This window comes from Mycobacterium europaeum, from assembly GCF_002102155.1.
Classification (GTDB): Bacteria; Actinomycetota; Actinomycetes; order Mycobacteriales; family Mycobacteriaceae; genus Mycobacterium; species Mycobacterium europaeum.
This window is the reverse complement of the sequence record NZ_LQOU01000010.1, coordinates 284699-310476: the sequence shown is the minus strand read 5'-3', so window position 1 is coordinate 310476 and position 25778 is coordinate 284699. Positions and strand designations below refer to the sequence as shown.

The following is a 25778-nucleotide window of genomic DNA, read 5'->3' as shown; positions in this document are numbered from 1 at the left end:
TTGTGAGGGAATTTGTAAAGGCGCGACCGGTGGTCACGAGCCGCGGCGCGCCTTGAGTTCGGCGAGGACTTCCTCGGTGTGCTGCCCGAGTTCCGGTGCGGCAGAACGCGGTGCCCACGGGGTGCCGTGGAAATCGGCCGGTGTGGCCACCATCGCGACGCTGGATTGCCCGTCCGGGACGTCGACGATGCCGCCCGCGGCGTGGAATTGCTCGTCGGCCACGACGTCTTCGAGGCTGTTCACCGGCGACCAGAAGAAATCCGGCTCGGCGGCGAAGACCTGAGCCCATTCGTCGAGCGTGCGGGTGGCAAAGACCGCGTCCAGCTCGGCGATCAGCTCGACCGCGTTGACGAACCGCGAGTACGCGTCGCTGAACCGGGGGTCGGAAAGCCACTCCGGGTGGCCGACCGCGCGGCACAGCGGGGGCCAGTGCCGATCGCCTTCGAGCCCGACGATCCAGAATCGGCGGCCGTCGGCCGTGGCGTAGTTGTTCATGCACGGGTTGCCCATCGATTCGCGTTGCCCGATCGCGATCGGCTGGCCGGTCAGCAGGTAGGTGTTGAGGTCGAAGCTCACGGTGTAGGCGCCCTGGCGGTACAGCGAGGTGCTCACCAGTTGGCCGGTGCCGGTGCGCGCGCGGGCGACCAGCGCCGCGCAGACGGCGGCCGCCAGCGTCATGCCGGCGGAGTGATCGCCCATGCCGCCGCGCTGGAAGGGCGGGGTGTCGCCGGGCCGGGTGAGCAGATGCGCGACGCCCGCCCGTGACCAGAACGCGGCCACGTCGTAGGCGGCCCGGTCGGCGTCGGGCCCGGTCTCGCCGTAGCCCGTGATCAGCCCGTAGACCAGCCGCGGGTTGCGGGCCGCCACCGCTTCGTAGTCGAACCCCAGCCGCTGCAACGCGGCCGGCCGCACGTTGGTCACGAAAACGTCCGCGCCGTCGAGCAATTCGAACGCCGTGTCGCGACCGGCCTCCTCGGTGAGGTCGAGCACGACGCTGCGCTTGGAGCGGTTGTCCATTTCGAAAGGCGGGTTCACCCCCAGGTCGCAGCCCAGCATCTTGCCGAACATCCGGCCCGGGTCGCCGCCCGGCGGTTCGATCTTGACGACGTCGGCACCCCAGTCGGCCAGGATGCCGCCGGTCGCCGGGCCGGCGACCCACACCCCGAGCTCGACGACCTTGACGCCCTCCATTGGTCCCGCCATGGGTTGGTCCCTGCCTTCCGTCAACCGGATCGTACGCAGTGAACACGGGACCCGCCGGTCGGCCCATACGGTCAGTGCTCAGCCCTGAGCTGCGCACCGATGACTTCACGCGCTCCGGTGCATCGGAATACCTGCGGGCCTCGACGGCTCGCCGCGGTAGACCCTCGGGAATGGGCCTGCCGGGTAACACGGAACGAGAAGGGAGATGGTCGTCGTGGCGACAATCTCAGGCAAAGCGGTTCTCATCACCGGCGGCAATCGCGGCATCGGGCGGGCGCTGGTTGCGGACGCCTTGGACAGAGGCGCCCGCCGGGTGTATGTGGGCACCCGGAAACCATTGCCGGACAACGACGATCCGCGTGTGACGCCGTTGAACCTGGACATCACCAGCGCCGCGCATCGTCGGGCCGCGGCTGAGCAGGTCGATGCTCTCGACATCCTCGTCAACAACGCCGGCCTTGCGGATTACGACGACTTGACCGACCCGTCCGCGCTTGAGCGACACCTCGCTGTCAATCTTCTCGGCACCTACGCCGTGATTCGGGCCTTCCTGCCGCTGTTGACTCAAGCCGGAGGGTCGATCGTCAACAATCTTTCGGTGAACGCGTTGGCCCCGTTGCCAATCATTCCGGCCTATTCCGTCTCCAAGGCTGCGGCGTTCTCCCTGACGCAATCGCTGCGGGTCATCTTGGCGGGACCGGGGGTTCGCGTCCATGCCGTGCTGACCGGGCCGGTGGACACCGATATGACCCGCGGCCTCGACATACCGAAAGCCTCCCCACAATCGGTGGCGCGCGCCATCTTCGACGGGGTGGAGAACGACGATGACGAAATCTTCCCCGATCCGCTGTCACGGTCGTTGGCCGAGCGCTGGGACAGTGGCGCAACCAAGATGCTCGAGCGCCAGTACGCGGCGCTGCTCGATGCTGCCGGCTGAGCCCGCGGTCTGAGTCCGGCGTGAACCGGCCCGGCGGACAAGGGTCTAGCCTCACACCATGAGCCTGGTAGCCGGACGCGGTCCGCTGAGCAGTGATCCGGCCGGGTGGTTTTCGCCCCCGCTGCCCGCCGACGTCGTCTTCATCGAGCCGTACCCCCGCCGCATCCAGGCCATCAAGGACGGGCGCCGGGTGATCGACACCGAAGGGGCGCTGCTGGTGCACCGTCGGGGCCGGCCGCTGAGCTATGCCTTCCCGGCGGGCGAGGTCGGCGACCTGCCCGCCGAGGCCGAGCCGGAGGCCCCGGGCTTCGTGCACGTGCCCTGGGACGCCGTCGACAGCTGGCTGGAAGAGGGCCGCGAACTCGTGCACTACCCGCCCAACCCCTACCATCGCGTCGACTGCCGCCCCACCAGGCGCCGCCTGCGGGTCTCGGTGGCCAGCGCCGTTCTGGTGGACACCGACGACACCGTGATCCTGTTCGAAACATCGCTGGAGCCAAGGCTTTACGTCGATCCAGCGTGCGTGCACACCGACCTGCTGCGCCGTTCGGACACGTCGAGCTACTGCAATTACAAGGGTTTCGCGACGTACTGGTCCGCCGTCGTGGACGGTCACGTCGTCGAGGACGTCGCGTGGAGCTATCCCGACCCTCCGCCGGAAAGCCTGCCCATCAAAGGGTTTTTCAGTTTCGACCCCGCCCGGGCCGACGTCGACGCCGAGCTGCCGGCGAGCGGCCTCACCTAGCTCGCCGGCCCGACGATCGCCAGCATGAACAGCACCCCGCCCAGGGTCCACGCCAGGGTCTAACCGCCCAGCAGCGTGGTGATGAACGAACCCAGGGCCACGAGACCCCCTGCCGGGCCCACCTCTCTGCGACCGGTACTCGGTGAGAACGTATCGCGGAAGCCGGTGGTGGGGGGGCCGGAGTCAGCCACCGTAGCTGGGGCGGCCCAGCTTGAGCCCGTGCTGGGCGATCATGTTGCGGAACACTTCCAGCGTGCCGCCGTAGATGCCCAGCGGCAGCGCCAGCCGGTAAAGGTGTTCCGCCGCACCGTCGGTCGCGGAGCCGGGAGTTTCGGTGGGCAACGCCGACGCGCTCCCCAGCATGTCCATCAGGTCCGGGGTGACGTCACGCATCGTCTGCGCGACCGCGACCCGGCCGAACATCCCGGGCGTGGACAGCGCCGCCTCCATCCGCGCGACGGCGCGCCCGAGCCGATATTTCACCGAATCGTCGTCGATCGGCCGCCGCCCGTCCGGCCCCGGTCGAGCGACGGCGGCCGCGACGGCGTCGACCACTTCGGCCATCAGGTCGCCGTGTGCGGCCATCGCGGCAATGTATTGCAGGCCATGGTCTTCCGCTTCCACGACGCCGTGCTCGGAGTCCAGCGCCGCGCGCATCACGGTCCAGCCACCGTTGACCTCGCCGATGCGGTACAGGTCGTCGACCCGGACGTCGCTGTAGTAGACGATGTTGGTGCGGTCGCCGTCCAGGGTGCGGATGCCTTGAATCTCGATGCCCGGCGAGTCCAGTGGCACCAGGAACATGGTCAGGTTCCGGTGTTTCGGGCCCCGCGGATCGGTGTTGGTGAGCAGGAAGACGTAGCGGGCGTTCTGCGCGTTGGACGTGAACATCTTGGAGCCATTGATGATCCACGCATCGCCGTCCCGGACGGCACGGGTCTTGCAGGTCGCGACGTCCGACCCGCCCTCGGGCTCGGTGTAGCCCAGGCACAGCCGGATCTCGCCGGAGAGCACGCCCGGCAGGACGCGGTCGGCGAGCTCCGGCGCACCGAATTGGCGCACCAGGCGGGCGACGACGGACGTGGTGCCCCAGTGATACCAGGGGGTGTGGGCCCGGGCAATCTCGAGTTGAAAGATGCGGCGCCGCACCGGGCTGAACCCGCCCTCTGACTCCAGCTTCCAGTCCGATGCCAGGTAGCCGGCCTCGCCCAGCGCCAAATGCACGCCCTCGTCGAAGTTTTCACCGAACTGCAGCTGCCGGTGCAACACTTCATCGGTGACATGCTTGGCGATGAACGCCCGCGTCTCGTCGCGGAACGCTTGGTCCTCGGGCGAGAGGTCGACGTGGGAGAAGTCCATCAGGCCGCGTCGATCACGAGGGTCCGGAACCGGTCGAGTGTCTCCAGCGCGTGCGCCATGCTGTCGCCGGGGAGGTGAACGCTCACCCATGTCACGCCCACCTTCGCCAGCTTCTCCAGACCGTCGAAGTAGGCGTCGGCGTTGAATTCGTCGTCGGCGGGGCTGCCGCCCTCGAAGTTGGTGAAGGTGACGTCGATCGCCGACCAGTCCCGTCCCGCGGCGTCGCATCGGCGCCGCAGATCGTCGATGCCCTCGGTGAGGCGCGACACCGAGTCGATCACCGCCGTGCCGGCCGTCTGCGCCAGCTGCGGCGGGGCGGGAAACGGACACCAGCCGTCACCGTATTGCGCCACCCGTTGGCGCGCCGAGGACGTGTTGCCGCCGATCCAGATCGGCGGATGCGGGTCGCTCAGCGGGCGGGGGTGCGCGGTGATCCCCCGCGCGCTGAAATGCCTTCCCTCGTAGGTGATGTCGTCGCCGGTCCACACCGCCCGGATCACCTGCAGGGCTTCCTCGAACAGCTCGGCCCGTTCGTCGTAGCTGACCCCCAGCGCGGCGAACTCCCGTTTGAGGTAGCCCACGCCCACCGCCAGCGTGAACCGGCCGCCGGACAGCAGGTCCAGCGTGGCGCCGGATTTGGCCACCACGAACGGGTTTCGGTACGGCAGCACCACGATGTTGGGGATCAGCCGCAGCGTGCTCGTCGTCGCCGCCGCGAAACCCAGTGCGACGAAGGGGTCCAACGCGTCATGGCCGCCGGCCTCCAGCCACCGCTGCGACGGCGCGGGGTGATCGGTGAAGCCGAACCCGTGGATGCCGGCCGCCTCGGTGGCCGCGGCCACCTTCCCGATGCCGTCCCCGCTCACCAGCTCGGTGTTGTACGGGTGGCTGTGCATCGGGTGGGTGATGGTGAAGCGCATGAAGGCGACCAGCCGCTAGAACCGTGCGCGCGAATCGATGGCCGTGTCGGTGGTGCGCAGCGGCCGGATCAGCGCCTCCTGGGCGAACGAGCACAGCAGCTCGCCCTCCTCGGAGTGCACCGTGCCGCGCACGTAGGACATTCCCGCGCCGACCTGGGTGCTCTCGTGGGTATAGAGCAGCCACCCGGCCCAGCGCACCGGTTCGTGGAACGCCACGGAGATGCTCATGGGTGCGGTCGACACGGTCAGGTGCGCCTGTGCGGTGCCGATGCCCGGATGCGCGCGCATGGTGGTGGAGATCCCCAGATGCCCGGTGAAGTACGCCAGCAGCGCCTTGGCCAGGTCGTCCCGTTCCGGGATCGGGTCGTAGTGCAGCCACGCGTACAGCTCCGGCGGCCCGACCTCGTCGGGGCTGTTGACGTCGACGACGTCGACCAGGCGAAGCTCCCGGCCGACCATCGGCATCGGCGAGTGGATGGCGTCGGCGGGCGGGGCCACGGCCGGGCGCGGCAGGTGGTGGCGGATGACGTCGCCGGTCGGCACGTCGGCCAGCACCGTGATGCTCAGGCAGCGCCGACCGTTCTGGTGCACGGCGACGACGGCGGTGGCGGTGGACCGGCCCTCCGCGACGACGTCGAGGACGAGTTCGATCGGCGGGCCGACGGTGACGGCGCGGGAGAAGACCGCGTGCGCCGAGCGCACCGACTTGTCCGGGAATCGTTTGGCCACCGCGACAATCGCCTGGGCGAGCACCTGCGTGCCCTCCACTACCTGCCGTTCGTCGCCGACGGCGATCCCGGTGTCCCCGGTGTACCGGTCTTGCCCGTCGGGCCGCACGTCGAACAGATCAAGCAGGCCCTGCACCGTCCACTCGGTCTGCTCAGATTCCTCGGAAGCCATGGTCAATTTCGCTCCGCCTCTCGCGCCAGCAGCTCTCGGCTCAGCGTGACACTTGGCGTAGGATTTGTAAAGCTTGGCTAACAACACCGGTCCGCCGGTGGCGCGATTGACACCGGCACCCGCGGTGCCTGACACTTTGGCGGTGTTTTGTAAAGCGGGAGCTGGGGTGGAAGGCATCGGCGCATGATTCCCGAGCCGCTGGCCAACGGCTTCTGCTTCGGCGAGGGGCCACGCTGGTTCGAGGGCCTGCTGTGGTTCTCCGACGTGCTGGGCGAGGCGGTACACACCTCCACCATGGGCGGGTCCCTGACCACGTTGCCGCTGCCCGGGCACTCCCCGTCAGGCCTGGGTTTCCGCCCCGACGGATCGCTGTTGATCGTCTCGGCCGAAGACCGCACCGTGCTGCGTTACGACGGTGAAACCGTCGACACCATCGCCGATCTCGGCGGCCTGGCGCCGGCGGACCTCGGCGACATGGTCATCGACGACGCCGGCCGCGCCTACATCGGATGCCAGGCGCGTAGCGGCGGCGCGATCATCCGGTTGGATCCCGGCGACGACACCGCCACCGTCGTCGCCGAAGACCTCGACTTTCCCAACGGCATGGTGATCACGCCCGACCGCCAGACCCTGATCGTCGCCGAGTCGGTCGGCCGGCGGCTGACCGCGTTCACCATCGGCGCCGACGGTGGGCTGGCCGACCGCCGCACCTTCGCCGACGGCCTGGACGGGCCGCCCGACGGCATCGCGCTCGACGCGGACGGCGCGGTGTGGGCGTCGATGACGCTGGCCCACCAATTCGAGCGGATCGTCGAGGGCGGCGCCGTGACCGACCGCATCGACATGGGTGACCGCGTGGCCATCGCCTGCGCGCTCGGCGGCCCCGAGCGCCGGACGCTGTTCCTGCTGTCCAGCACGGAGGCGTACCCTCAGCGCCTGGTCGGCACCCGCCTCTCGCGGCTGGATGCCGTGACGGTGACCACCCCCGGCGCCGGCCTGCCCTGAGGAAAGGTTGACGATGTCGGACTCCTATTACGAGCTCATCGACGGCGCCGATCCGATGGGAGAGAAGTTCCGGGCCACCGACCTGGCACGCGGCACCTGGTCGGCGTCGATCCAGCACGGCGGTCCGGTGTCGGCGCTGCTGGTGCGGGCGCTGGAGCGCTGCCAGCGGCGCGAGGACACCCGCCTGTCCCGCGTCGTCATCGACCTGCTGGGCGGGGTTCCCGCCGAGGGTGATCTGTGGGTCAACGCGCAGGTGCAGCGCGGCGGGAAGCAGATCGAACTGGTCGGCGCCGAGATGCTGGCGCCCGGCCCCGATGGCCAGCCCCGGCCGGTGGCGCGCGCGAGCGGATGGCGGTTGCAGACGCTGGACACACGGACGCTGGCCCACTCCGGGGCCCCGATGCCCGGGCCTCGCAGCGAGGCGCGCAACCGCAACCTCAAGGCGCGGGAGTGGGACCGCAACTACGTGCACAGCCTGGACTGGCTGTGGTTGACCGAGCCGCTGAGCGAGGGCCCCGGCGAATCGTGGATCAATCCGACCGTGGACCTTGTCACCGGGGAGAGCATGACCCCGCTGGAGCGCCTGTTCGCGGTGGCCGACTGCGCCAACGGCATCGGCAGCAAGCTGGACATCACCCGGTGGACGTTTCTCAACACCGACCTGGCCGTGCATGTGTTCCGGGTTCCCGACGGTGAGTGGATCGGCATTCGTGCCGAGACCAGCTACGGCCCCGACGGCGTCGGCGCCACGATCGGCACGTTGTTCGACGAGCAGGGCGCGGTCGGCGCCATCCAGCAGTCGGTGCTGGTGCGCCCGCGCCCGCGCCCGGGCAAGTCTGGCCGGGAGGCGAAATAACGGTGAACGACTTCGTAGAGTTGCACTTATGAGCCGCCCGGCCCAGACCGTGGACCCCGACACCTCGACGCGTCAGCGCATTCTCGACGCGACCGCCGAGGTGCTCGGCCGCAACGGCAAGACCAAGCTCAGCCTGTCCGACGTCGCCGCCCAGGCCGGGGTGTCACGCCCGACGCTGTACCGCTGGTTCGCCTCCAAAGAGGAGTTGCTGTCGGCCTTTTCGAACTACGAGCGGCAGATCTTCGAAAGCGGACTGGTTCGGGCGACGGCGGGCCTGAAGGGGGTCGACAAGCTGGACGCGGTGTTGAGGTTCATCGTCGAATACCAGCATTCGTACTCCGGCGTGCGCATGGTCGACGTCGAGCCCGAGCACACCATCGCCGAGTTCTCGTGGGTGATCCCGCAGATGCGAGAGGGATTGCAACGGCACCTGCCCGGGCCCAACGCCGCGGTGAAGGCGGCGACGGTGATCCGGATCGCCATCTCGCACTACATCGTCCGAAGCGACGACGCGGACCAGTTCTTGGCGCAGCTGCGGCACGCGGTCGGAATCAAGGCGCCTACCGACTGATACCGCGAGGCTGCAACTAGCGACGCGTTTCGCGAGTAACCCCGTCGGTAGTTGCAGTCTCGCGACGCTGCTACTCGAACAGCACCGCCGCGTTGAGGTAGCCGGTCGGGTCGAGCGCGGCCTTGATCGTGCGCATCGCCGCGATGTCCGCGGGCTCCCGGGACATGCCCAGGTAACGCCGCTTGCGCGTGCCGACGCCGTGTTCGGAGCTGACGTTGCCACCGCACGCCGCGATCAGCTCCATCATCGGCTCGTACAGCGCACGCTCCCGGTCGGCCGGGCAGCGCAACACGTTGAGGTGCAGGTTGCCCTCCCCGATGTGGCCGAACAGCACGGGCAGCGCCTCCGGGGCGCGCGCACCGATCAATTCGACTGCCGCCCTGGCGAATCCGTCGACGGACGACAGCGGCAGGGAGACGTCGAACTTCAGCGGTGGCCCGTAGACGCCGAGCACGTCGGCGAGCGCCTCGCGAACCTGCCACAACCGTTGTTGCGCACCAATATCCACGCCGACAGCGGGTTCGGAGCACATGTGCGCGCCGTCGAGCAGGTCGGCTAGCCGGTCGGTCTGGTCGTGATCGGCGGCCAGCTCCACCAGTAACAGCCAGTCGCCGGTGACCGGTGCGCCCACCCCGAGGTGCTCGCCGGTCAGCGCGGCGGCCCGGCCGTCGATCAACTCCAGGGCGGCGATGCCGTCCGCATCCCGGAACGTCCGCCCCGCGTCCACCAGAGCGTCGAGTTCGGCGAACCCGCACAGCGCGGTCACCCTCCGCGCGGGAACGGGGTGCAGTCGCAGTTCGAGCGCGGTGATGACACCCAGGGTGCCCTCGGCGCCGACGAACAGCGCCGACAGGTCGTAGCCGGTGTTGTCGCTGCGCACCCGGCTGTGCCGGCGCAGCAGCGACCCGTCGGGCAGCGCCACCTCCAAGCCGACGACCTGTTCGCCCATGTTGCCGTAGCGGACGGTGCGCAGGCCGCCGGCGTTCGTCGAGGCCATCCCACCGACCGTCGCAGTGTCCCGCGCGGCCAGGTCCACGCCGAACACCAGGCCGGCGGCACCCGCGGCGCGTTGCACCGCGGCCAGCGTGGCGCCGGCACCGGCGCGGACGCGGCGTTCGAGGGTGTCGACATCATCGACGGCGTGCAGCCGCTCGGTGGACAGCAGCACGTCGTCGTGCTCGGGCACGGTGCCCGCCACCAGCGAGGTCCGGCCGCCCTGCACCGTCACGTGCGCCCCGGCATCCCGGCACACCCGCAGCACCTCGGCGACCTGCTCGGCCGAGCCCGGGCGCACCAGCGCGCTGGCCCGGCCGCGGTAGCGACCGGTGTGGTCGACGCTGCGGCTCGCGAGCACGTCGGGGTCGGAGACGACGTGGTTGGATCCCACAATTTTTTTCAGCTCGCCCAGGCTGCCTGGCATGCTCGCGGTTATAGCACCGCGGCTAGAACTGCTTGTGCGGCACGTCGCAGACGAGTCCGCCGTCCATGACAAATTCGCTGCCGGTGGCGTAGGACGACTCGTCGCTGGCCAGGAACAGGATGAACGTCGAGACCTCGCGTGACTCGGCCGGGCGGCCGAGCGGAATGGTCACCATGTCGTCGGGCAGATGCTTGGTCATCGGGGTGCGGATGAAGCCGGGGTGCACGGAGTTGACCCGGATGTTGTGCGGCGCCAACTCCAGCGCCGCGGACTTCGCCAGGCCGCGCACCGCCCATTTGGACGCGACGTAGGGGTGCACCATCGGCGCGCCGCGCAGGCCCTCGATCGAGGAAACGTTGATGATCGAGCCGCCCCCCGCGGCGATCATCGGGTCCACGGCCACCCGCATGCCCAGGAACGTCCCGGTCAGGTTGACGTCGATCACCCTCTGCCACTTGGCCAGATCGAAACTCCTCAACGGGCCGAGCGCGACCGTGCCGGCGTTGTTCACCAACACGTTGAGCTTGCCGAATTCGCTGACGGCGGTCTCGACGGCGGCGTCCCACTGGTCGGGCTGGGTGACGTCGAGGTGGACGTAGCGCACCGAGTCACCAATCGCATTGATTTCGGCGGCCACGGCTTCTCCCTCGTCGTCGAGGATGTCGCCGATCACCACCTTGGCGCCCTCGGCCGCCAGCAGCCGCGCGTGTTCGGCGCCCATCCCGCGGGCGCCGCCACTGATGAGTGCGACTTTGCCTTCTACGCGTCCCACAGGGACTCCTTTCGATTTAGGTGCTCACCAAAGTAGTTGGTGCGTACAGGCCTTTCCCGGTCACCAGCGGCAGGTCCAGCGTGGTCCTGATGCCGGGCGGCGCGGCGATCACCGCGGGAACCGCGTTGACGATGCGCCCGGCGGCACCCACGATCGCGGCGTGGTTATGGTCGCCCTTGCGGCTGCTGGGAACGATGTCCACGGCGTAGGACGGCTCGCCGGTGATCTCGACGCGGTAGGAGCCGCCGCCCGCGGCCGGTTGCGCCCAGTCGGGTCGCAGGTCGGGCCGCAGCCGGGTGATGTGCTCGATGACGATGGCCGCACGCCCCTTGGACATGCCCCGGATTTCGAATTGCAGTGCGGCCATGGTGCCCTTGGCGACGTGCCCGACCGCGATGTCGAAGTCTTCCGGCGCCGGCTCGCGCTGGTAGGACTCGCTGATCTCGTCGATCTCGATGCCCAGGCCCGCCGCCAGCTGACGGATCGCCGTCCCCCAGGCGATGCCGAGGATGCCCGGCTGCAGCAACATCGGCACCTCGTCGAGCGGCCGGCCGAAGCCCATGTAGTGCATAACCTCCGCGCCGTCGTAGGTGGCGTAATCGGCGATCTCCATGCAGCGCACCTGCTCGATGCTCTGGCAGGTGCCCGCCAGCGCGAACGGGATGAGGTCGTTGATGAACCCGGGGTCCACGCCGGTGATGAAGATGCTCGAATTGCCTTGCCGGGCGGCGTCTTCGACGCGGTCGATGTACTTGTCGGGCATGACCCCCCACGGGTACTGCAGCAATCCCGGCGAGGACCCGACGACGTTGATGCCGGCGGCCAGGATGCGCATGACGTCGGCCATCGCGTCGGGCAGCCGGGTGTCGCCCATGGCGCAGTAGACGACGCACTCGGGCTTGGTGGCCAGCAGGGCGTCCAGGTCCCCGACGGCCGCGACGCCGGTGACGACGCCGGGATCGAGGCCGACGCCGCACAGGTCGCCGGCATCCTTGCCCACCTTCTCCGGGGTGGACACGCACACGCCCGTCAGCTCGAACTGCGGGTTGGTGATCAGCTCGGTGAGGGCCAACCCCCCGACGTTTCCGGTACCGACGTGCGCGACGCGGATCGCCATGAGAGTCTCCGTTCGTTGAGCGCTCAAACGTTTCTAGACAGTAGTCCATTAAATCTTGGTGGCATACCGGCGGACTGGTCGTGATCGCCCGGGCAGAATGACTCGGTGATGACACAACGCGAAGACGTCCGATTCCCGTCCGATGGCGATCTGATCAGCGCCTGGCTCTACCGGCCGGCGGGCGGCAGACCCGCGCCCCTGCTGGTGATGGCCCACGGCCTGGGCGGGGTGCGAAGCATGCGGCTGGATGCCTACGCCGAACGGTTCAGCGCCGCCGGTTATGCCTGCCTGGTCTTCGACTACCGCAACTTCGGTGACAGCGAGGGCCGGCCCCGCCAGGTGCTCGACATCGGCATGCAGCTCGCCGACTGGGCCGCGGCAGTCACCTACGCGCGGACTCTGCCGGGCATCGATCCCGATCGAATCGCGTTGTGGGGCACCTCGTTTGCCGGCGGCCACGTGATCGCCACGGCCGCCCGGCTGCCGGGCATCGCCGCCGTGGTCGCCCAGTGCCCCTTCACCGACGGCATCGCGTCGGCGCGCACGATCAGCAACCCGCTGGTCTTCGCGCGGGTCGGCCTGCTGGCGGCACGTGACCTGCTGGCCGCCCGGCTGCGCAAGCCGCCGGTCATGGTGCCGACGGTCGGACGACCGGGAGACGTCGCCTTGATGAGCACGCCCGACGCCTACCCCGGCTACCTCAGGCTCGTGCCCGAGGGTGAGGAGCTGACCAACGAGGTGGCGGCCCGCATTGCGTTGACGATCATGGCCTACCGTCCCGGCCGCGACACCGCGAAGGTCCCCTGCCCGATCCTGTTCTGCGTGTGCGAGGCCGACTCGGTGGCCCCCGCGGCGGCGACGCTGCGCTATGCGGCCAAGGCCCCGCGCGGTGAGGTCAAGCTGTACCCCGAGGGTCATTTCGACATCTACGTCGACGAGGCGTTCGAACGCGTAGTGGCCGACCAGCTCGCCTTCCTCGACAAGCACCTGAAAGCCGCGGGCTAGCCAGGGGCGATCGCGAGCGCGGCGCAGCCGGGCGAAGCGGGTCGCCCCGATCGGGACCAGGGGCGATCGCGAGCGCGGCGCAGCCGGGCGAAGCGGGTCGCCCCGATCGGACTACGGGCCGAGCGGGGAGCTCGTGCGGATCGCTTCGTCGCGGATCAGGCCGCGCAGCAGCGCGGTGCTGAATTCGGCGGCGATCTCCTTGGCGCTGCGGCGCCCGCTCGGCCGCAGCCACCGGTAGGCGCCGAGAGTCATGCCGATGTATCCGAGCGCCAGGACGTGGGAGTCGCACTGGTAGAACTCGCCGCTGGCGATCCCCCGGTCGATGAGCCCGTGCACGTGCTCGTAGACCTGGGTTTCCTTCTCCCGGACCGCGGCGACCTGCTCTTCGGTGAACCACTCGGTGATGTAGGGCTGCTCCTGGAAATACACCGCGGCGCCCTCGGGGTTGGCGGCGATCTGGTCGAGCAGACGCACGGTGTACTGGTAGAGCGCCTCGCGCGCCGTCATCGAGGGGTCGTCGTGGACGGCGGCCAGGGTGCGCTCCGCGGCCTGCTGGTAGATGTCGTAGAGGATGAGGGACTTGCTGGCGTAGTAGTGGTACACCGTCGCCTTGTTCAGCCCGATCACGTCGGCGACGTCGTCCATCCGGGTGCCGTGATAACCGCGTGCGGCGAACAGCTTGGTGGCCACAGCCAGCAACTCCTCGCGGCGCGTTCGTCCGTTCTCGGATGCCATCGGTACTCGCTATCGTCATCGCCCGGCCGGTTGCCGGGCGACCGGGCAAGGCCAATTATCAATCAACTGGTTGGACAGTTTAGGCAAACGCCCGGTGTCGCCCCGACGAGGATGGGACTAGACTCGCCCTGGAAGCTCAAGTCGCGACTGGAGGGGTGGCCCCATGGATCCGAATCCGGACTACGACGCTAGCGACGAGATCGAGTTCTTCTTCCGCTACGTCCCGTGGGGCCTGCGCGGGGTGGTCGACGGCAACGGCTACCCGCCGCCCGCCTACCCGCCCGTCTAGCCTGATCGGCCCTACAGGGCCTTCAATTCCTCGGCGACCTCGGTCACCGACTTCTTCGCGTCCCCGAACAACATCGTCGTCCCCTCCGCGTAGAACAGCGGGTTGTCGATGCCCGCGAACCCGGAGTTCATCGACCGCTTGAGCACGATCACCGACTTGGCCTTGTCCACGTTGAGGATGGGCATGCCGTAGATCGGGCTGGACTGTTCGTTGCGGGCCGCGGGGTTGGTGACGTCGTTGGCGCCGATGACGATCGCGACGTCGGTGCGAGCGAACTCGTCGTTGATGTCGTCCATGTCCTTCATGGCGTCATAGTCCACCTCGGCCTCGGCCAGCAGCACGTTCATGTGGCCGGGCATCCGGCCCGCGACCGGGTGGATGGCGTACTTCACCGGCACGCCCTTCTCCTCGAGCAGGCTGGCCATGTCCTTGACGGCGTGCTGGGCCTGCGCGACGGCCAGGCCGTAGCCCGGAACCACGATCACCTGGTTGGCGTAGGCCATCTGGATGGCGGCGTCGGCGGCCGAGGTCGACTTGACGTGTTTGTCGCCGCCGTCTCCGCCGGCGCCCGGGGCCACGCCCCCACCGCCGAAGCCACCGGCGACGATCGCCGGGATGGAGCGGTTCATCGCCTTGGCCATCAGGTTGGTCAGGATCGAGCCGGATGCGCCGACGATCATGCCGGCGACGATCATCGCGGTGTTGTTGAGCGCCAGCCCGGCCGCCGCGGCCGACAGGCCGGTCATCGCGTTCAGCAGCGAGATGACCACCGGCATGTCGGCACCGCCGATCGGCAGCACCACCATCAGGCCGAGCACGCCGGCCGCGGCCAGCAGGCCGACCATCCACCACAGCGACACCCCGCCGGTGCCGGGGTGGGCATGCAGCCCGATGACCACGGCGGCCGCCACCGCGGCGACCAGCAGCAGCAGGTTGATCGGCTGCTGGGCCTTGCCGAAGCCGATCGGCGCCCCGGAGATGATCTCCTGCAGCTTGCCGAACGCGATGATCGATCCCCAGAACGAGATCGAGCCGATGATGGCGGCGAACAACGACGCCACCACGATGTGCACGGTCGGCGACTCGCCATGCTGGAAGGCCGAAAAGCCCTTGGTTTCCATGAATTCCGCCAGGGCGATGAGCGCGACGGTGCCGCCGCCGACGCCGTTGAAGAAGGCCACCAGCTGCGGCATGGCGGTCATCTTGGTCAACCGGGCGGGCGGAACGCCCAGCAGCACACCCACGACCAGGCCGGCGATGATCAGCACCCAGGATTCGGTGTGCCGGATCTTGATCAGGGTCGCGGCGACGGCGATGGCCATGCCGACGGCGGCGATCAGGTTCCCGCGCACCGCGGTCTTGGGGCCCGTCAGGCCCATCAGGCCGTAGATGAAGAGGGCGAACGAGATGATGTAGAGGACGGTGACGAGGTAGTTCATTTCGCCGCCAGGTTCTCGGTCTTCACGGGCGCGGCTTTCTTCTTGCCTTTGAACATGCCCAGCATCCGGTCGGTCACGATGAAGCCGCCGATGACGTTCAGCGTGCCGAAGACCACCGCGACGAACAGGATGATCTGCACCGCCAGCGACGGGTGCTCAACCTCGCCGAACACCACCAGGGCGCCCAGCACCACGATGCCGTGAATGGCGTTGGTCCCCGACATCAGCGGCGTGTGCAGCGTGTTGGGCACTTTGGATATGACTGCGAAGCCGACGAACCCGGACAGCACCAGGATCGCCAGGTTGGCCAATAGCTCGTCGTACATGTAGTCCTCTCTAACCGGCCGCGGGCGTCCGGGTGACGCACGCCGCCGCGACGACCTCGTCGTCGAAGTCGGGGGCGAGCTTGCCGTCGGTGATCAACAGCTCCAGCAGCGCGGTGATGTTCTTGCTGTAGAGCTCGCTGGCGTGCTCGGGCATCGTCGCCGGCAGGTTCAGCGGCGAGGCGATGGTGACCCCGTGCTTGACCACGGTCTTCCCCGGCTCGGTGAGCTCGCAGTTGCCCCCGGTCTCCCCGGCCATGTCCACCACCACGCTGCCGGGCTTCATCGACTCCACCGCGGCCGCGGTCACCAGCCGCGGCGCGGGCCGCCCCGGCACCAGCGCCGTCGTGATGACCACGTCGAACCCGGCGATCGCGGCTTCCAGGGCCTTCTGCTGCTGCGCGCGCTCCTCGTCGGTGAGCTCACGGGCGTACCCGCCCTCGCCGGCCGCGTCGATGCCCAGGTCCAGCCACTGCGACCCGACCGAACGAACCTGGTCGGCCACCTCGGGACGGACGTCGTAGCCCGTAGTCCGCGCGCCGAGGCGCTTGGCCGTGGCCAGCGCCTGCAGCCCGGCCACACCGACACCGAGCACGAGCACGCTGGCCGGCTTCACCGTCCCCGCCGCGGTCGTCAGCATGGGGAAGAACCGGGTCGACTCCGAGGCGGCGAGCAGCACGGCCTTGTAGCCGGCGACGTTGCCCTGCGACGACAGCGCGTCCATGACCTGCGCCCGCGAGATCCGCGGGATGGCCTCGAGCGCGAACGCCTGCACGCCGGCCGCGGTGAGCGCGCCGATCGAGTTGTCGGCATTGCGGGGCGCCAAGAAGCCGATCAGCGTCTGGCCGCGGCGCAACCTGGCGACCTCTTCTTTGGTCGGGGGTGCCACCTTCACGACGACGTCAGCGGACCACGCGTCCCCGATGCTGGCCCCGGCCTCCGTGTAGAGGGCGTCGGGAAGCAACGCCCGTTCGCCGGCACCGGGCTCGACCACCACCGCGACGCCGCTGCCGATCAGCGACGCCACCGCCTTGGGCACCAGCGCGACCCGCCGTTCATCGGCCCCGGACTCGGCGACCACCCCTACCGTCGTCTGAGCATCTGTCATGGCGCGTACATCTGCTTTCCCGCACTTTCCTGCCGTTTGGATGTGCTGCCGCCGGCCGGCCGCACGCTTCGCTACCTTAACGCCTGCCGGATTGAGCCCCGGACGTGCGATCGGCCGGAGCGGGATACCCCCGACGCGGCCGATCGACTCCCTCGATGGTTCGCTACCCGCGGCGTGCGCAGTAGCGGGCATCGAGTTGTGGAGTCACACGAACAGGTTGTGGCCCGCCCGCTACCAGAGGGGGATGTCCTGCCCTCGCTCCGCGGGCGGGCGGGGCCCGAAATAGCGCCGCTCGGACTCGTCGATCCGCACGTCGTTGATGCTGGCCTCGCGGCGCGCCATCAAGCCCGACGGGGCGAACTCCCACAACTCGTTGCCGTAGCTGCGGTACCACTGGCCGCCGGCGTCGTGGCACTCGTACTGAAACCGCACGGCGATGCGGTTGTCGTGGAAGTCCCACAGGCTTTTCCGCAGCGCGTAGTCGAGTTCGCGCTGCCACTTGCGGGTCAGGAAGGCCACGATCTTCTCGCGCCCGACCACGTGCTCGCCCCTGTTCCGCCACTGCGAGTCGGGCGTGTACGCGAGGCTGACGCGGTGCGGGTCGCAGGTGTTCCACGCGTCCTCGGCGGCCTGCACCTTCTGCAGGGCCATCTCCAGGGTGAACGGCGGGAACGGCGGACGGGATTCGGTCATGGCGACATGTCTACCGCGAGCAGACACAAAATCGCACTAATCCGCACGCCGGCAGGTGACTTTGCGTCTGCTCGTGGCCCCGAAAGACACGTGTCCTATCGTGACGGCATGGACTTCGCGATGTCGGCCAAAGCCAACGATTACCACCAGCGATTGACCGACTTCATGACCGAGTACGTCTTCCCGGCCGAGGCCGAGTACGACAAGTACCGGGAGCAGGTCGGCCCCGACGACCACACCGTCCCACCGATCATCGAGGAACTGAAGACCAGGGCCAAAGAGAGCGGCCTGTGGAACCTGTTCCTGCCGGCCGAGTCGGGCCTGACCAACCTCGAATACGCGCCGCTGGCCGAGATCAGCGGCTGGAGCCTGGAGATCGCGCCCGAGGCGCTCAACTGCGCGGCGCCCGACACCGGCAACATGGAGACCCTGCACCTGTTCGCCACCGAGGAGCAGCGCAAGCAGTGGCTGGAGCCGTTGCTGGCCGGCGAGATCCGCAGCGCCTTCTCGATGACCGAGCCGGCGGTCGCCAGCAGCGACGCCCGCAACATCGAGACCTCGATCGTGCGCGACGGCGGCGACTACGTCATCAACGGCCGCAAGTGGTGGACCTCCGGGGCGTCGGACCCGCGCTGCAAGATCCTGATCGTCATGGGCCGCACCAACCCGGAGGCGGCCAGCCACCAGCAGCAGTCGATGGTGCTGGTGCCGATCGACACCGCCGGCGTGACGGTGGTCCGGTCCACCACGGTCTTCGGCTACCAGGATCAGCCCGGGCACTGCGAGATCATCTACGACAACGTCCGGGTGCCGGTGACGAATCTGCTCGGTGAGGAAGGCGGCGGTTTCGCGATCGCCCAGGCCCGGCTCGGCCCGGGCCGCATCCACCACTGCATGCGCGCGCTCGGCGGCGCCGAGCGGGCGCTGGCCCTCATGGTCGACCGGGTACAGAACCGGGTGGCGTTCGGCCGCCCGCTGGCCGAGCAGGGCGTGGTGCGCGAGGCGATCGCCAAGTCGCGCAACGAGATCGACCAGGCGCGGCTGCTGTGCCACAAGGCGGCGTGGACCATCGACCAGCACGGCAACAAGGCCGCCCACACGCTGGTCTCGCAGATCAAGGCGGTCGCGCCACAGGTGGCCTGCAATGTGATCGACCGCGCCATCCAGGTGCACGGCGCCGCCGGCGTCAGCGAGGACACGGTGCTGGCCCGGTCGTACGGCTGGCACCGGGCCATGCGCCTGTTCGACGGCCCCGACGAGGTGCACATGCGGACCATCGCGCGCGCCGAACTCGGCGCGGAGAAGTCTCCGCTGGCCGCGGCGGTCACCGCGCATGGGTAGGGCAGCGCTGCGGGAGTTGCCCGGCGCGTGGAACTTTCGCGATGTCGCCGACGGCGTGGGCGCGCTGCGGCCGGGCCGGCTGTTCCGGTCCAGCGAGCTGAGCCGCCTCGACGACCACGGCCGGGCGACGCTGCGGGAGCTGGGCATCACCGACGTCGCCGATCTGCGCGCCGCCCGGGAGGTCGCCCGTCGCGGGCCCGGCCGGGTGCCCGAGGGCGTCGATGTCCACCTGCTGCCGTTCCCGGACCTCGGCGACGAGGCCGACGACACCGACGAGGCCCCGCACGAGCACGCGTTCCGGCAGCTGATGACAAACGGCGAACCCGACGAGTCCATCAACGACACCGCCGCCCGCTACATGGTCGACGAGTATCGCCAGTTCCCCACCCGCAACGGCGCCCAGCGCGCGGTGCACCGCGTCGTCACGCTGCTGGCCGCCGGGCGCCCCGTCCTCACGCACTGTTTCGCGGGCAAGGACCGCACCGGGTTCGTGGTGGCGACCGTGCTGGAGACCGTCGGCATCGATCGCGACACCATCGTCGCGGACTACCTGCGCAGCAATGACGCGGTGTCGGAGCTGCGGGCCCGGATCTCGGAGATGATCCAGCAGCGCTCGGAGGCCGAGCTCACCCCGGAGGTGATGACCTTCACCGAGGCGCGGCTGTCCGACGGTGTGCTCGGGGTCCGGCCGGAGTACCTGGCCGCGGCGTGGCAGACGATCGACGACGAATTCGGTTCGCTGGACGCCTATCTGGGCGATGCGGGCATCACCGAGGCCGACGTGGATCGACTACGCCAGGCGCTGCTCGCCTGACTCGGTCCACGCGGCCCCGGCCCAGACCGCTACAGCTTGAAGTTGGCCTGCTTGGCCGCGGAGAGATCGTCGATCTCGGCCCAGTGCGCGGCGACGTCCTGCACTGACGGCGGCTTGTCGAAGTTGGCGCCCTCGTTCTGGAACAGCGCCACCCGCTGCACCTTCCCGCCGCCGACGACGAAAACCGAGGCGTTGTTGGCGTTTTCCTCGGTGCACAGGTAGGCCACCACCGGCGCGACGTACTCGGGCGTCAGCTTCTCGAGCACTTCCTTGGGCAGGATGTCCTCGGTCATCCGGGTGGCCGCGATCGGCGCGACGGCGTTGGCGTGGATGTTGTACTTCGCCCCCTCCTGCGCCAGCGTGTTGATCATGCCCACCAGGCCGAGCTTGGCCGCGCCGTAGTTGGTCTGCCCGAAGTTTCCGAACAGGCCGCTGGTGGAGGTGGCGACGACGACCCGGCCGTAGCTCTGCTCGCGGAAATGCGGCCACGCGGCCCGCAGCACGTTGTAGCCGCCGTACAGGTGCACCTTGAGCACGGCGTCCCAGTTCTCGAACGTCATCTTGTGGAAGGTGCCGTCGCGCAGGATCCCCGCGTTACTCACCACGCCGTGCACGGCGCCGAACTCGTCGAGCGCCGTCTTGATGATGTTGGCCGCGCCCTCGGGTTCGGCGACGCTGTCGTAGTTGGCGACGGCACGGCCGCCCGCGTCCTTGATCTCGTTGACGACGTGGTCGGCCATGTTGTGGCCGGCGCCGGTGCCGTCGCGGGCGCCGCCCAGGTCGTTCACGACGACGCTGGCGCCCTCGCGGGCGAGGGTCAGGGCGTACTCACGGCCCAGGCCGCCGCCGGCTCCGGTGACGACGATGACGCGATCCTGCACTCCGGGCATCGGGTTCCTCTCTACGGTGAAAAGTAGGTCCTAGTAAGCGATTTCGAGCACTCAGAACATTCTGCGGGCCATCTTGAATGCCCGCGCCGTGTACGGCGGGTAGATGAAGCTGGACAGGTCGGGGCGGGTCGGCTTGGTCAACACCGACTTGCGGTGGCTGAACTCCTCGAAACCGTAGCGCCCGTGGTAGGCGCCCATCCCCGATGCGCCGACGCCGCCGAACGGCAGCTTGGCCGTCGACACCTGGAAGGCCAGGTGGTTGACCAGCATGCCGCCGGCCGGCACCTCCTTGATCACCCGCTCGCGGGTCTCCCGCGTCTTGGTGAACAGGTAGGCCGACAACGGCTTGGGCCGCGAGTTGACGAATCGTATTGCGTCGTCCAGGGATTGGACCGTGATCACCGGCAGCACCGGTCCGAAGATCTCGTTCTGCATCAACGGCCCGTCCGGGTCGGGGTCGACCACGACGGCGGGCTGGATGCGCAGGCTCGCCGGGTCGCACTTGCCGCCGACGATGACCTTGCCGTCGCCCCCGGCGAGGTAGCCGCTGATCCGGTCGAACTGACGCTGGTTGACGATGCGCATGCCGTTGGGCTTGTCCGAGGTGAACTTGGTGATGGCCGCGCCGATCTTGTTCACCAGGTCGTCGCGAATCTTGGCGTCCGCCAACACGTAGTCGGGGGCGACGCAGGTCTGGCCGGCGTTCAGCAGCTTCATCCAGGCGATCCGCTTGGCCGCGACGTCCACGTCGGCGTCGGCCGCCACGATCACCGGGCTCTTGCCGCCGAGCTCCAGCGTGCACGGCGTCAGGTGGGGCGCGGCACCTTCGTAGACCTTGCGGCCGATCTCGGTGCCGCCGGTGAACAGCACGCGGTCCAGGCCCTGCGCGATGAGCTCCTGGCTGACCGAACCGTCGCCCTCCACCACGGCGATCGCGTCGCTGTCGAGGTATTTGGGCACCAGCTCGGCCATCAGGTGCGCCGACGCCGCGGCGATCTCCGAGGGCTTGAGGATGACGGCGTTACCCGCGGCGATCGCGCCGACCGCCGGACCCAGCGTCAGGTAGAACGGGTAGTTCCACGCGCCGATGATCAGCACCGTGCCGTACGGCTCGTACTCGATCCAGCCGCGACCGGGCAGCTGCGGCATCTCGAGCAGCTGGTACTTGCGGCGCGTCCATCTGCGCACCCGCTTGGCCGCATACTTCGCCTCGCCGGCGGTGGTCGCGACGTCGGCGATGAACGCCTCGAACGGGCTGCGGTCCAGATCCTGGGCGAGGGCGTCCGCGATGGCCGCCTCGTTCTCTTCCATCAGCTTGGCCATCTGCAGCAGCTGCCGTTTGCGCCACTCGATGTCGCGGGTGCGACCGGTGGCGAAGGTCTTGCGCAGCCGCTGCACCGTCGCCGGGATGTTCGCCGGCTGAGGGCTCGGCGCTCCATTGGTGGCGGATGTCGTGGGTGTAACCGATTCGGTGGTCATCGTTGTCCTTCCCTGCTTCGGTCATCCCGGAGGCGCCCGCTACTCGTCGCAGGAGCGCGCGTGGGTGATAACGGCGATCCTAACCATCCGGTTGGGAGAGCAGTAGAAAGGATCTGGCCGACCGCCGCGACCGCCGTTGGCGGCGCTGGCGGCGATGCCGCGAGACTCGCCCGGCCAGCGGGGAATTACAGCCGCTCGGCGATGACGAAGTCGGAGAAGGCGTCGTCGTCGTCGGCCTGCGCGACGTTCTCGACCCAGCGGCCCAGCCGGCGCATCTCGTCGGTCGAGCGCTGCGCCTGCGCGCGCCAGCCGTGGTCGTTCAGCCACTCCGTGACGTCGGCCCGGTGCTCGTCGCGGTACATCAGCTCCCCGACGTCGACGGTCTCTTCGATGCCGAGCTCGTCGGCGACCTTCCGGAATCGCTCGCGCATCTGCTGCCGGCGCTCGTCGGCGTGCGCGGGCGCGGTTTCCGCCGAGACGCGGCTTCCCGCCGGGCTCAGCTCACCGATCTGGGTGAACAGCCGGTCCTGCGCCTCGGCCGGCAGGTACATCAGCAGGCCCTCGGCCAGCCACGCGGTGCGCGCCGTCGGGTCGAAGCCCGCCTCGCGCAGCGCGGCCGGCCAGTCCTGCCGCAGGTCGATGGCCACCGCGCGCCGGTCGGTGGACGGCGTCACGCCGTTTTCCGCCAAGGTCGTGGACTTGTATTCCAGCACCTGGGGCTGGTCGATCTCGTACACCACGGTGCCGGCGGGCCATTCGAGGCGGTACGCGCGCGAATCGAGGCCCGACGCCAGGATCACCACCTGCCGGATCCCGGCGGCGACGGCGTCTGAGAAGTAGGTGTCGAAAAAGTGGGTGCGCACCGCCTGGTAGCCGCGCATGTGCTCGAGCTGCGCCGCGGAATCGGCGTCGAGGGCTTCGATCTTGGCCGCCACGTCGGGATCGAGCATGTGCTCCCACAAGACCCCGGCGCCGGCGTTGGTGACCAGAAGTTTCGCGTAGGGGTCGCGGATCAGGGCGTCGGGCCGCTCGGTTTCGACGGCCCGGGCGGCGGCGACCATGACCGCCGTGCTGCCGACACTGGTTTTGATGTCCCAGGTGTCGTCGTGGGTGCGCAGTGAGCTCATCGCGTTGCTCCTCGGGTCGTGGGGCGAAAGTCAGGAGGTCGGCTCGCCGAGGCGCGCCCGCAGCAGCGTGCTGCGCACCGCCTCTTCGGCGAGGTCGTCGGGTACCGGGCGGCCCAGCCGGGCCATTTCTTCGCGGTTGTCCACGGTGTCTACCTGCCAGCCGTGGTCGCGCAACCATTGGGCGGGATCCGAACGGTCCGGCTCGTGATAGGTCAGCGCCTGCACGTTGACGTCGAGCCCGAGCCGTTCCCGCATCCGCAGCCAGCGCTGCGAATTGCTCCGGGAGTTCATGCCGAACGCCTCGATGGCGACCCGGCTGCCCGGGGCGCTCAGGGCGGTGAACATCTCGAAGAGGCGATCTTGCGCATCGCTCGGCAGGTACGGGAGCAAGCCCTCGGCCAGCCAGGCGGTCGGTTGAGTGCGGTCGAACCCGGCCGCGGCCAATGCCGCCGGCCAGTCGTCGCGCAGGTCGACCGGAACCGGGCGGCGACTCGCCGTGGGAGCGGCGCCATGCTGCTGCAGGATTCCGGTCTTGTATTCGAGAACCTTCGGCTGGTCGATCTCGTACAGCGCGGTGCCGTCCGGCCAATTGAGGCGGTAGGCCCGGGAGTCCAGTCCGGCCGCCAGGATGACCACCTGCCGGATGCCGGCGTGGACGGCGCCGTCGAAGTACTCGTCGAAGAAGTGCGTGCGCACGGCCTGGTAGTCGATGCCGATGCGATGCGCGCGGCGTCCCTGCTCGTCGCCGTCGAGCCAGCCCAATTCGGGGTCGGCGAGCCGCGCCCATGCCGAACCGGCCGACGAGACCAAGATGCGGGCGAACTGGTCGCTGATCAGCGGGTCGCTTCCGGCGGTCTCCGCCGCGCGTGCCGCCGCGACACCCAGCGCGGTGGCACCGACGAGTTCGGTGATGGTCCAGCTGTCGCCGGCTGATCTCAAAGAAGGCGGTAACGACGCGTCCAGGTCAGTCATGACCCGACCATGCTACCGGAATAAGTTAGTTAGCCTATACGCTTTGTGGGCAAGTTCACTGCGGGCGCAACGGCTAAGCGTCGGGCACGCGGAAAGCGCCTTCGAGCAGTCGGCGCATCATTCCGGTGATGGCCAACAGGGCGTCGGGGGTCTGGACGAAGCCGGCATACAGGCCCACCCCGCACATCAGCACGACCAGTGCCTCGACTAGCGCAGACGCCTCGAGGTCGGCGGGGATCTCGCCCCGCCCGATCGCAGCATCGACGGCCCGGACCAGAAATTCCCGGACGATCCGGACGGAATCGTTTTCGGTCGTGTTCCATTCGGGGTGCCGTTGCGACTCGAGCACTCCGGTGATTATCAGCGCCGATCCGGCGGGAGTGTCGGAATTGGCGCGCACCGCAACGGAAATGAACGCGGCGAGCTGCGCCGGCAGCGTGGTTTCGCGTTCGGCCTCTCTGATCCCGGCGCCGATGACGGCCTCGTTGGTTTGCTGGAGCACCTCTCCGTACAAGACCCGCTTGCTGGAGAAGTAGTGGTTGATGGCCGGGCGTGTCAGGTCGGCGCGGGCCGCGATCGCCTGGAATGTCGCGCCGTCGTAGCCGCGTTCGCTGAACACCAGGCGAGCGGCCCGCATGATCCGCTGTCGCGTCTCGTCGGCCTTTGCGGCAGGGGGACGCCCCGGCCGGCGTCCCACCCCTGAAGGCATCGTTAAAGTGTGCCACCGCCATGGTGCGGCATCAGGGCATTTGGCGGAATGCTGCCGAACTTCCCGGCCTGGTAGTCCTGCAACGCCTCGACCAATTCCGCCCGTGAATTCATCACGAAAGGCCCGTAGTGAAATACCGGCTCGCGAATGGGTTGGCCACCCAGCAGCAACACATCCATGGCCGTGAAGCGCGCCGATTCCGGTGCGCGGTCGGCGCCCACGGTGATCCGATCTCCGGGCCCGAGCACCGCCAATTGGCCCCCGCGAATCGGGCGAGCGAGGGGCCCCACGTGTCCGCTGCCCGAAAGCACGTAAATCAGCGCGTTGAAATCCCGCCGCCACGGCAGGTTCAGGCGGGCGCCGTTTTCGATCGTGGCGTGCGCGAGGGTGATCGGGGTGTGGGTGATGCCGGGCCCGCGGTGACCGTCGATGTCGCCGGCGATGATGCGGACCAGCGTCCCGCCGTCGTCGGAGGCGATCAGCGCCGTGTCGCCCCCTTCGATGGCCTGGTACCGGGGCGGCGTGAACTTGTCCTGCTTGGGCAGGTTCACCCACAACTGGATCCCGTGGAAGAGGCCCCCGCTGTCGACCAGTTCGGCGGGCGGCGTCTCGATGTGCAGGATGCCCGAACCGGCGGTCATCCACTGCGTCGCGCCGTCGGTGACCAGGCCGCCGCCGCCGTGCGAGTCCTGGTGGGCGAACTTGCCGTCGATCATGTAGGTGACGGTCTCGAACCCGCGGTGCGGGTGCCAGTCCGTACCCCTCGGCTCGCCCGGTTCGTAGTCCACCTCGCCCATCTGGTCCATGTGCACGAAGGGGTCGAGGGCGGCGGCGCTGACCCCGGCGAAGGCGCGGACGACCGGAAAGCCCTCCCCCTCGTAGCCACGGGGCCCGGTGGTGATCGACCGGACCGGCCGTTCGGTGTCGGCCGGCGCGGCGGCTCCGACGCGCGGCAACGTCAGCGTGTTTGCGGTAATGGCGGGCATCTGACCTCCGTAATGAGAACTGCCCGTATAACCGGACCGCGGTCCGATTATTCCCCGGACGCA

Annotated in this window: 27 protein-coding genes; 9 read left to right on the top strand and 18 right to left on the bottom strand. The window is 68.9% G+C overall.

The window, feature by feature from the left end; all coding sequences use genetic code 11:
* Positions 1 to 33: 33 nt before the first annotated feature.
* Entirely contained in the window at positions 34 to 1203 is a 1170-nt protein-coding gene (locus tag AWC03_RS05500; RefSeq protein WP_085239484.1) for a CaiB/BaiF CoA transferase family protein, read from the bottom strand.
* A 205-nt stretch (positions 1204 to 1408) separates the two neighbouring features.
* Between AWC03_RS05500 and AWC03_RS05495 the strand changes: the two genes are divergently transcribed.
* Both AWC03_RS05495 and AWC03_RS05490 read left to right on the top strand, forming a co-directional pair.
* The gene (locus tag AWC03_RS05495) at positions 1409 to 2140 is read left to right on the top strand and encodes an SDR family NAD(P)-dependent oxidoreductase (RefSeq protein WP_085239483.1); all 732 of its coding nucleotides are present in this window, start codon (positions 1409 to 1411) and stop codon (positions 2138 to 2140) included.
* Positions 2141 to 2198: 58 nt separating this feature from the next.
* On the top strand, positions 2199 to 2885 hold the full coding sequence (locus AWC03_RS05490; RefSeq protein ID WP_085239482.1) for a DUF427 domain-containing protein: 687 nt from the start codon (positions 2199 to 2201) through the stop codon (positions 2883 to 2885).
* Positions 2886 to 3068: 183 nt separating this feature from the next.
* Here the strand turns inward: AWC03_RS05490 and AWC03_RS05485 are convergent, their stop codons facing one another.
* From AWC03_RS05485 to AWC03_RS05475, 3 genes are read right to left on the bottom strand one after another with little or no spacing between them, the layout of a single operon-like run.
* On the bottom strand, positions 3069 to 4244 hold the full coding sequence (locus tag AWC03_RS05485; protein WP_085239481.1) for an acyl-CoA dehydrogenase family protein: 1176 nt from the start codon (positions 4242 to 4244) through the stop codon (positions 3069 to 3071).
* Positions 4244 to 5164, bottom strand: coding sequence for an LLM class F420-dependent oxidoreductase (locus AWC03_RS05480; protein ID WP_085239480.1), 921 nt, complete (start codon positions 5162 to 5164; stop codon positions 4244 to 4246). The genes AWC03_RS05485 and AWC03_RS05480 overlap by 1 nt, the downstream gene beginning before the upstream one ends.
* Before the next feature lie 15 nt (positions 5165 to 5179).
* Positions 5180 to 6064 carry an acyl-CoA thioesterase gene (locus AWC03_RS05475; protein ID WP_085239479.1) on the bottom strand — a complete coding sequence of 295 codons (885 nt, stop codon included), beginning with the start codon at positions 6062 to 6064 and terminating at the stop codon, positions 5180 to 5182.
* A gap of 183 nt (positions 6065 to 6247) precedes the next feature.
* Here AWC03_RS05475 and AWC03_RS05470 point away from each other — a divergent pair, with 183 nt between their 5' ends.
* Genes AWC03_RS05470 through AWC03_RS05460 form a run of 3 tightly spaced genes read left to right on the top strand, consistent with a single transcriptional unit; the run spans position 6248 to position 8496 of the window.
* On the top strand, positions 6248 to 7069 hold the full coding sequence (locus AWC03_RS05470; protein ID WP_085239478.1) for an SMP-30/gluconolactonase/LRE family protein: 822 nt from the start codon (positions 6248 to 6250) through the stop codon (positions 7067 to 7069).
* 13 nt (positions 7070 to 7082) lie between these two features.
* Entirely contained in the window at positions 7083 to 7925 is an 843-nt protein-coding gene (locus AWC03_RS05465; RefSeq protein WP_085239477.1) for a thioesterase family protein, read from the top strand.
* 28 nt (positions 7926 to 7953) lie between these two features.
* Positions 7954 to 8496 carry a TetR/AcrR family transcriptional regulator gene (locus tag AWC03_RS05460; protein ID WP_085239476.1) on the top strand — a complete coding sequence of 181 codons (543 nt, stop codon included), beginning with the start codon at positions 7954 to 7956 and terminating at the stop codon, positions 8494 to 8496.
* A gap of 70 nt (positions 8497 to 8566) precedes the next feature.
* Here AWC03_RS05460 and AWC03_RS05455 read toward each other — a convergent pair whose 3' ends face one another.
* Genes AWC03_RS05455 through AWC03_RS05445 form a run of 3 tightly spaced genes read right to left on the bottom strand, consistent with a single transcriptional unit; the run spans position 8567 to position 11805 of the window.
* Positions 8567 to 9916, bottom strand: coding sequence for an FAD-binding oxidoreductase (locus AWC03_RS05455; RefSeq protein ID WP_085239475.1), 1350 nt, complete (start codon positions 9914 to 9916; stop codon positions 8567 to 8569).
* A 22-nt stretch (positions 9917 to 9938) separates the two neighbouring features.
* On the bottom strand, positions 9939 to 10688 hold the full coding sequence (locus AWC03_RS05450) for a glucose 1-dehydrogenase (protein ID WP_085239474.1): 750 nt from the start codon (positions 10686 to 10688) through the stop codon (positions 9939 to 9941).
* Between the two features lie 16 nt (positions 10689 to 10704).
* On the bottom strand, positions 10705 to 11805 hold the full coding sequence (locus tag AWC03_RS05445; RefSeq protein WP_085239473.1) for an NAD(P)H-dependent amine dehydrogenase family protein: 1101 nt from the start codon (positions 11803 to 11805) through the stop codon (positions 10705 to 10707).
* A 108-nt stretch (positions 11806 to 11913) separates the two neighbouring features.
* On the opposite strand from AWC03_RS05445, the gene AWC03_RS05440 reads away from it, so the two are divergent.
* Positions 11914 to 12810, top strand: a complete 897-nt coding sequence (locus tag AWC03_RS05440) for an alpha/beta hydrolase (RefSeq protein WP_085239472.1) — start codon at positions 11914 to 11916, stop codon at positions 12808 to 12810.
* Between the two features lie 111 nt (positions 12811 to 12921).
* Here AWC03_RS05440 and AWC03_RS05435 read toward each other — a convergent pair whose 3' ends face one another.
* Complete coding sequence (locus AWC03_RS05435) at positions 12922 to 13545, bottom strand: TetR/AcrR family transcriptional regulator (RefSeq protein WP_067919179.1); 624 nt, start codon at positions 13543 to 13545, stop codon at positions 12922 to 12924.
* 163 nt (positions 13546 to 13708) lie between these two features.
* Here AWC03_RS05435 and AWC03_RS26750 point away from each other — a divergent pair, with 163 nt between their 5' ends.
* Positions 13709 to 13834, top strand: a complete 126-nt coding sequence (locus tag AWC03_RS26750) for a hypothetical protein (protein ID WP_090419821.1) — start codon at positions 13709 to 13711, stop codon at positions 13832 to 13834.
* Positions 13835 to 13845: 11 nt separating this feature from the next.
* Here the strand turns inward: AWC03_RS26750 and AWC03_RS05430 are convergent, their stop codons facing one another.
* The 4 genes from AWC03_RS05430 to AWC03_RS05415 all read right to left on the bottom strand — a co-directional run bounded on the left by AWC03_RS05430 (position 13846) and on the right by AWC03_RS05415 (position 17397).
* The gene (locus AWC03_RS05430) at positions 13846 to 15273 is read right to left on the bottom strand and encodes an NAD(P)(+) transhydrogenase (Re/Si-specific) subunit beta (RefSeq protein WP_085239471.1); all 1428 of its coding nucleotides are present in this window, start codon (positions 15271 to 15273) and stop codon (positions 13846 to 13848) included.
* Entirely contained in the window at positions 15270 to 15599 is a 330-nt protein-coding gene (locus AWC03_RS05425) for an NAD(P) transhydrogenase subunit alpha part 2 (protein WP_085239470.1), read from the bottom strand. Before AWC03_RS05425 ends, AWC03_RS05430 begins: the two co-directional genes overlap by 4 nt.
* A gap of 10 nt (positions 15600 to 15609) precedes the next feature.
* A complete protein-coding gene (locus AWC03_RS05420) occupies positions 15610 to 16704 on the bottom strand; it encodes a Re/Si-specific NAD(P)(+) transhydrogenase subunit alpha (RefSeq protein WP_085239469.1) in 1095 nt (364 codons plus the stop codon).
* Between the two features lie 231 nt (positions 16705 to 16935).
* On the bottom strand, positions 16936 to 17397 hold the full coding sequence (locus AWC03_RS05415; RefSeq protein ID WP_085239468.1) for a nuclear transport factor 2 family protein: 462 nt from the start codon (positions 17395 to 17397) through the stop codon (positions 16936 to 16938).
* Between the two features lie 120 nt (positions 17398 to 17517).
* Between AWC03_RS05415 and AWC03_RS05410 the strand changes: the two genes are divergently transcribed.
* Positions 17518 to 18738 (top strand): acyl-CoA dehydrogenase family protein, encoded by a 1221-nt coding sequence (locus tag AWC03_RS05410; protein ID WP_085239535.1) that lies wholly within the window; start codon positions 17518 to 17520, stop codon positions 18736 to 18738.
* Complete coding sequence (locus AWC03_RS05405) at positions 18731 to 19552, top strand: tyrosine-protein phosphatase (protein WP_085239467.1); 822 nt, start codon at positions 18731 to 18733, stop codon at positions 19550 to 19552. Before AWC03_RS05410 ends, AWC03_RS05405 begins: the two co-directional genes overlap by 8 nt.
* 29 nt (positions 19553 to 19581) lie before the next feature.
* Here the strand turns inward: AWC03_RS05405 and AWC03_RS05400 are convergent, their stop codons facing one another.
* From AWC03_RS05400 to AWC03_RS05375, 6 genes are all read right to left on the bottom strand, one after another.
* Positions 19582 to 20442: an SDR family oxidoreductase gene (locus AWC03_RS05400; protein ID WP_085239466.1), complete on the bottom strand. Its 861-nt coding sequence runs from the start codon at positions 20440 to 20442 to the stop codon at positions 19582 to 19584.
* Between the two features lie 51 nt (positions 20443 to 20493).
* A complete protein-coding gene (locus AWC03_RS05395; protein ID WP_085239465.1) occupies positions 20494 to 21921 on the bottom strand; it encodes an aldehyde dehydrogenase family protein in 1428 nt (475 codons plus the stop codon).
* A gap of 185 nt (positions 21922 to 22106) precedes the next feature.
* A complete protein-coding gene (locus AWC03_RS05390) occupies positions 22107 to 23039 on the bottom strand; it encodes a class I SAM-dependent methyltransferase (protein WP_090421464.1) in 933 nt (310 codons plus the stop codon).
* A 39-nt stretch (positions 23040 to 23078) separates the two neighbouring features.
* Entirely contained in the window at positions 23079 to 24020 is a 942-nt protein-coding gene (locus AWC03_RS05385) for a class I SAM-dependent methyltransferase (RefSeq protein WP_085239463.1), read from the bottom strand.
* Between the two features lie 73 nt (positions 24021 to 24093).
* Positions 24094 to 24729 (bottom strand): TetR/AcrR family transcriptional regulator, encoded by a 636-nt coding sequence (locus tag AWC03_RS05380; RefSeq protein ID WP_085239462.1) that lies wholly within the window; start codon positions 24727 to 24729, stop codon positions 24094 to 24096.
* A 2-nt stretch (positions 24730 to 24731) separates the two neighbouring features.
* On the bottom strand, positions 24732 to 25715 hold the full coding sequence (locus AWC03_RS05375) for a pirin family protein (RefSeq protein WP_085239461.1): 984 nt from the start codon (positions 25713 to 25715) through the stop codon (positions 24732 to 24734).
* Positions 25716 to 25778: the final 63 nt, after the last annotated feature.

Excerpts from the sequence above, each read along its gene's own strand:
- AWC03_RS05480 (WP_085239480.1), bottom strand. The coding sequence starts at position 5,164 with ATGCGCTTCACCATCACCCACCCGATGCACAGCCACCCGTACAACACC.
- AWC03_RS05380 (WP_085239462.1), bottom strand. The coding sequence starts at position 24,729 with ATGCCTTCAGGGGTGGGACGCCGGCCGGGGCGTCCCCCTGCCGCAAAG.
- AWC03_RS26750 (WP_090419821.1), top strand. The coding sequence starts at position 13,709 with ATGGATCCGAATCCGGACTACGACGCTAGCGACGAGATCGAGTTCTTC.
- AWC03_RS05445 (WP_085239473.1), bottom strand. The coding sequence starts at position 11,805 with ATGGCGATCCGCGTCGCGCACGTCGGTACCGGAAACGTCGGGGGGTTG.
- AWC03_RS05415 (WP_085239468.1), bottom strand. The coding sequence starts at position 17,397 with ATGACCGAATCCCGTCCGCCGTTCCCGCCGTTCACCCTGGAGATGGCC.
- AWC03_RS05400 (WP_085239466.1), bottom strand. The coding sequence starts at position 20,442 with ATGCCCGGAGTGCAGGATCGCGTCATCGTCGTCACCGGAGCCGGCGGC.
- AWC03_RS05405 (WP_085239467.1), top strand. The coding sequence starts at position 18,731 with ATGGGTAGGGCAGCGCTGCGGGAGTTGCCCGGCGCGTGGAACTTTCGC.
- AWC03_RS05410 (WP_085239535.1), top strand. The coding sequence starts at position 17,518 with ATGTCGGCCAAAGCCAACGATTACCACCAGCGATTGACCGACTTCATG.
- AWC03_RS05455 (WP_085239475.1), bottom strand. The coding sequence starts at position 9,916 with ATGCCAGGCAGCCTGGGCGAGCTGAAAAAAATTGTGGGATCCAACCAC.
- AWC03_RS05495 (WP_085239483.1), top strand. The coding sequence starts at position 1,409 with ATGGTCGTCGTGGCGACAATCTCAGGCAAAGCGGTTCTCATCACCGGC.
- AWC03_RS05420 (WP_085239469.1), bottom strand. The coding sequence starts at position 16,704 with ATGACAGATGCTCAGACGACGGTAGGGGTGGTCGCCGAGTCCGGGGCC.
- AWC03_RS05500 (WP_085239484.1), bottom strand. The coding sequence starts at position 1,203 with ATGGCGGGACCAATGGAGGGCGTCAAGGTCGTCGAGCTCGGGGTGTGG.
- AWC03_RS05395 (WP_085239465.1), bottom strand. The coding sequence starts at position 21,921 with ATGACCACCGAATCGGTTACACCCACGACATCCGCCACCAATGGAGCG.
- AWC03_RS05470 (WP_085239478.1), top strand. The coding sequence starts at position 6,248 with ATGATTCCCGAGCCGCTGGCCAACGGCTTCTGCTTCGGCGAGGGGCCA.
- AWC03_RS05465 (WP_085239477.1), top strand. The coding sequence starts at position 7,083 with ATGTCGGACTCCTATTACGAGCTCATCGACGGCGCCGATCCGATGGGA.
- AWC03_RS05375 (WP_085239461.1), bottom strand. The coding sequence starts at position 25,715 with ATGCCCGCCATTACCGCAAACACGCTGACGTTGCCGCGCGTCGGAGCC.
- AWC03_RS05460 (WP_085239476.1), top strand. The coding sequence starts at position 7,954 with ATGAGCCGCCCGGCCCAGACCGTGGACCCCGACACCTCGACGCGTCAG.
- AWC03_RS05425 (WP_085239470.1), bottom strand. The coding sequence starts at position 15,599 with ATGTACGACGAGCTATTGGCCAACCTGGCGATCCTGGTGCTGTCCGGG.
- AWC03_RS05490 (WP_085239482.1), top strand. The coding sequence starts at position 2,199 with ATGAGCCTGGTAGCCGGACGCGGTCCGCTGAGCAGTGATCCGGCCGGG.
- AWC03_RS05440 (WP_085239472.1), top strand. The coding sequence starts at position 11,914 with ATGACACAACGCGAAGACGTCCGATTCCCGTCCGATGGCGATCTGATC.
- AWC03_RS05485 (WP_085239481.1), bottom strand. The coding sequence starts at position 4,244 with ATGGACTTCTCCCACGTCGACCTCTCGCCCGAGGACCAAGCGTTCCGC.
- AWC03_RS05430 (WP_085239471.1), bottom strand. The coding sequence starts at position 15,273 with ATGAACTACCTCGTCACCGTCCTCTACATCATCTCGTTCGCCCTCTTC.
- AWC03_RS05475 (WP_085239479.1), bottom strand. The coding sequence starts at position 6,064 with ATGGCTTCCGAGGAATCTGAGCAGACCGAGTGGACGGTGCAGGGCCTG.
- AWC03_RS05435 (WP_067919179.1), bottom strand. The coding sequence starts at position 13,545 with ATGGCATCCGAGAACGGACGAACGCGCCGCGAGGAGTTGCTGGCTGTG.
- AWC03_RS05385 (WP_085239463.1), bottom strand. The coding sequence starts at position 24,020 with ATGACTGACCTGGACGCGTCGTTACCGCCTTCTTTGAGATCAGCCGGC.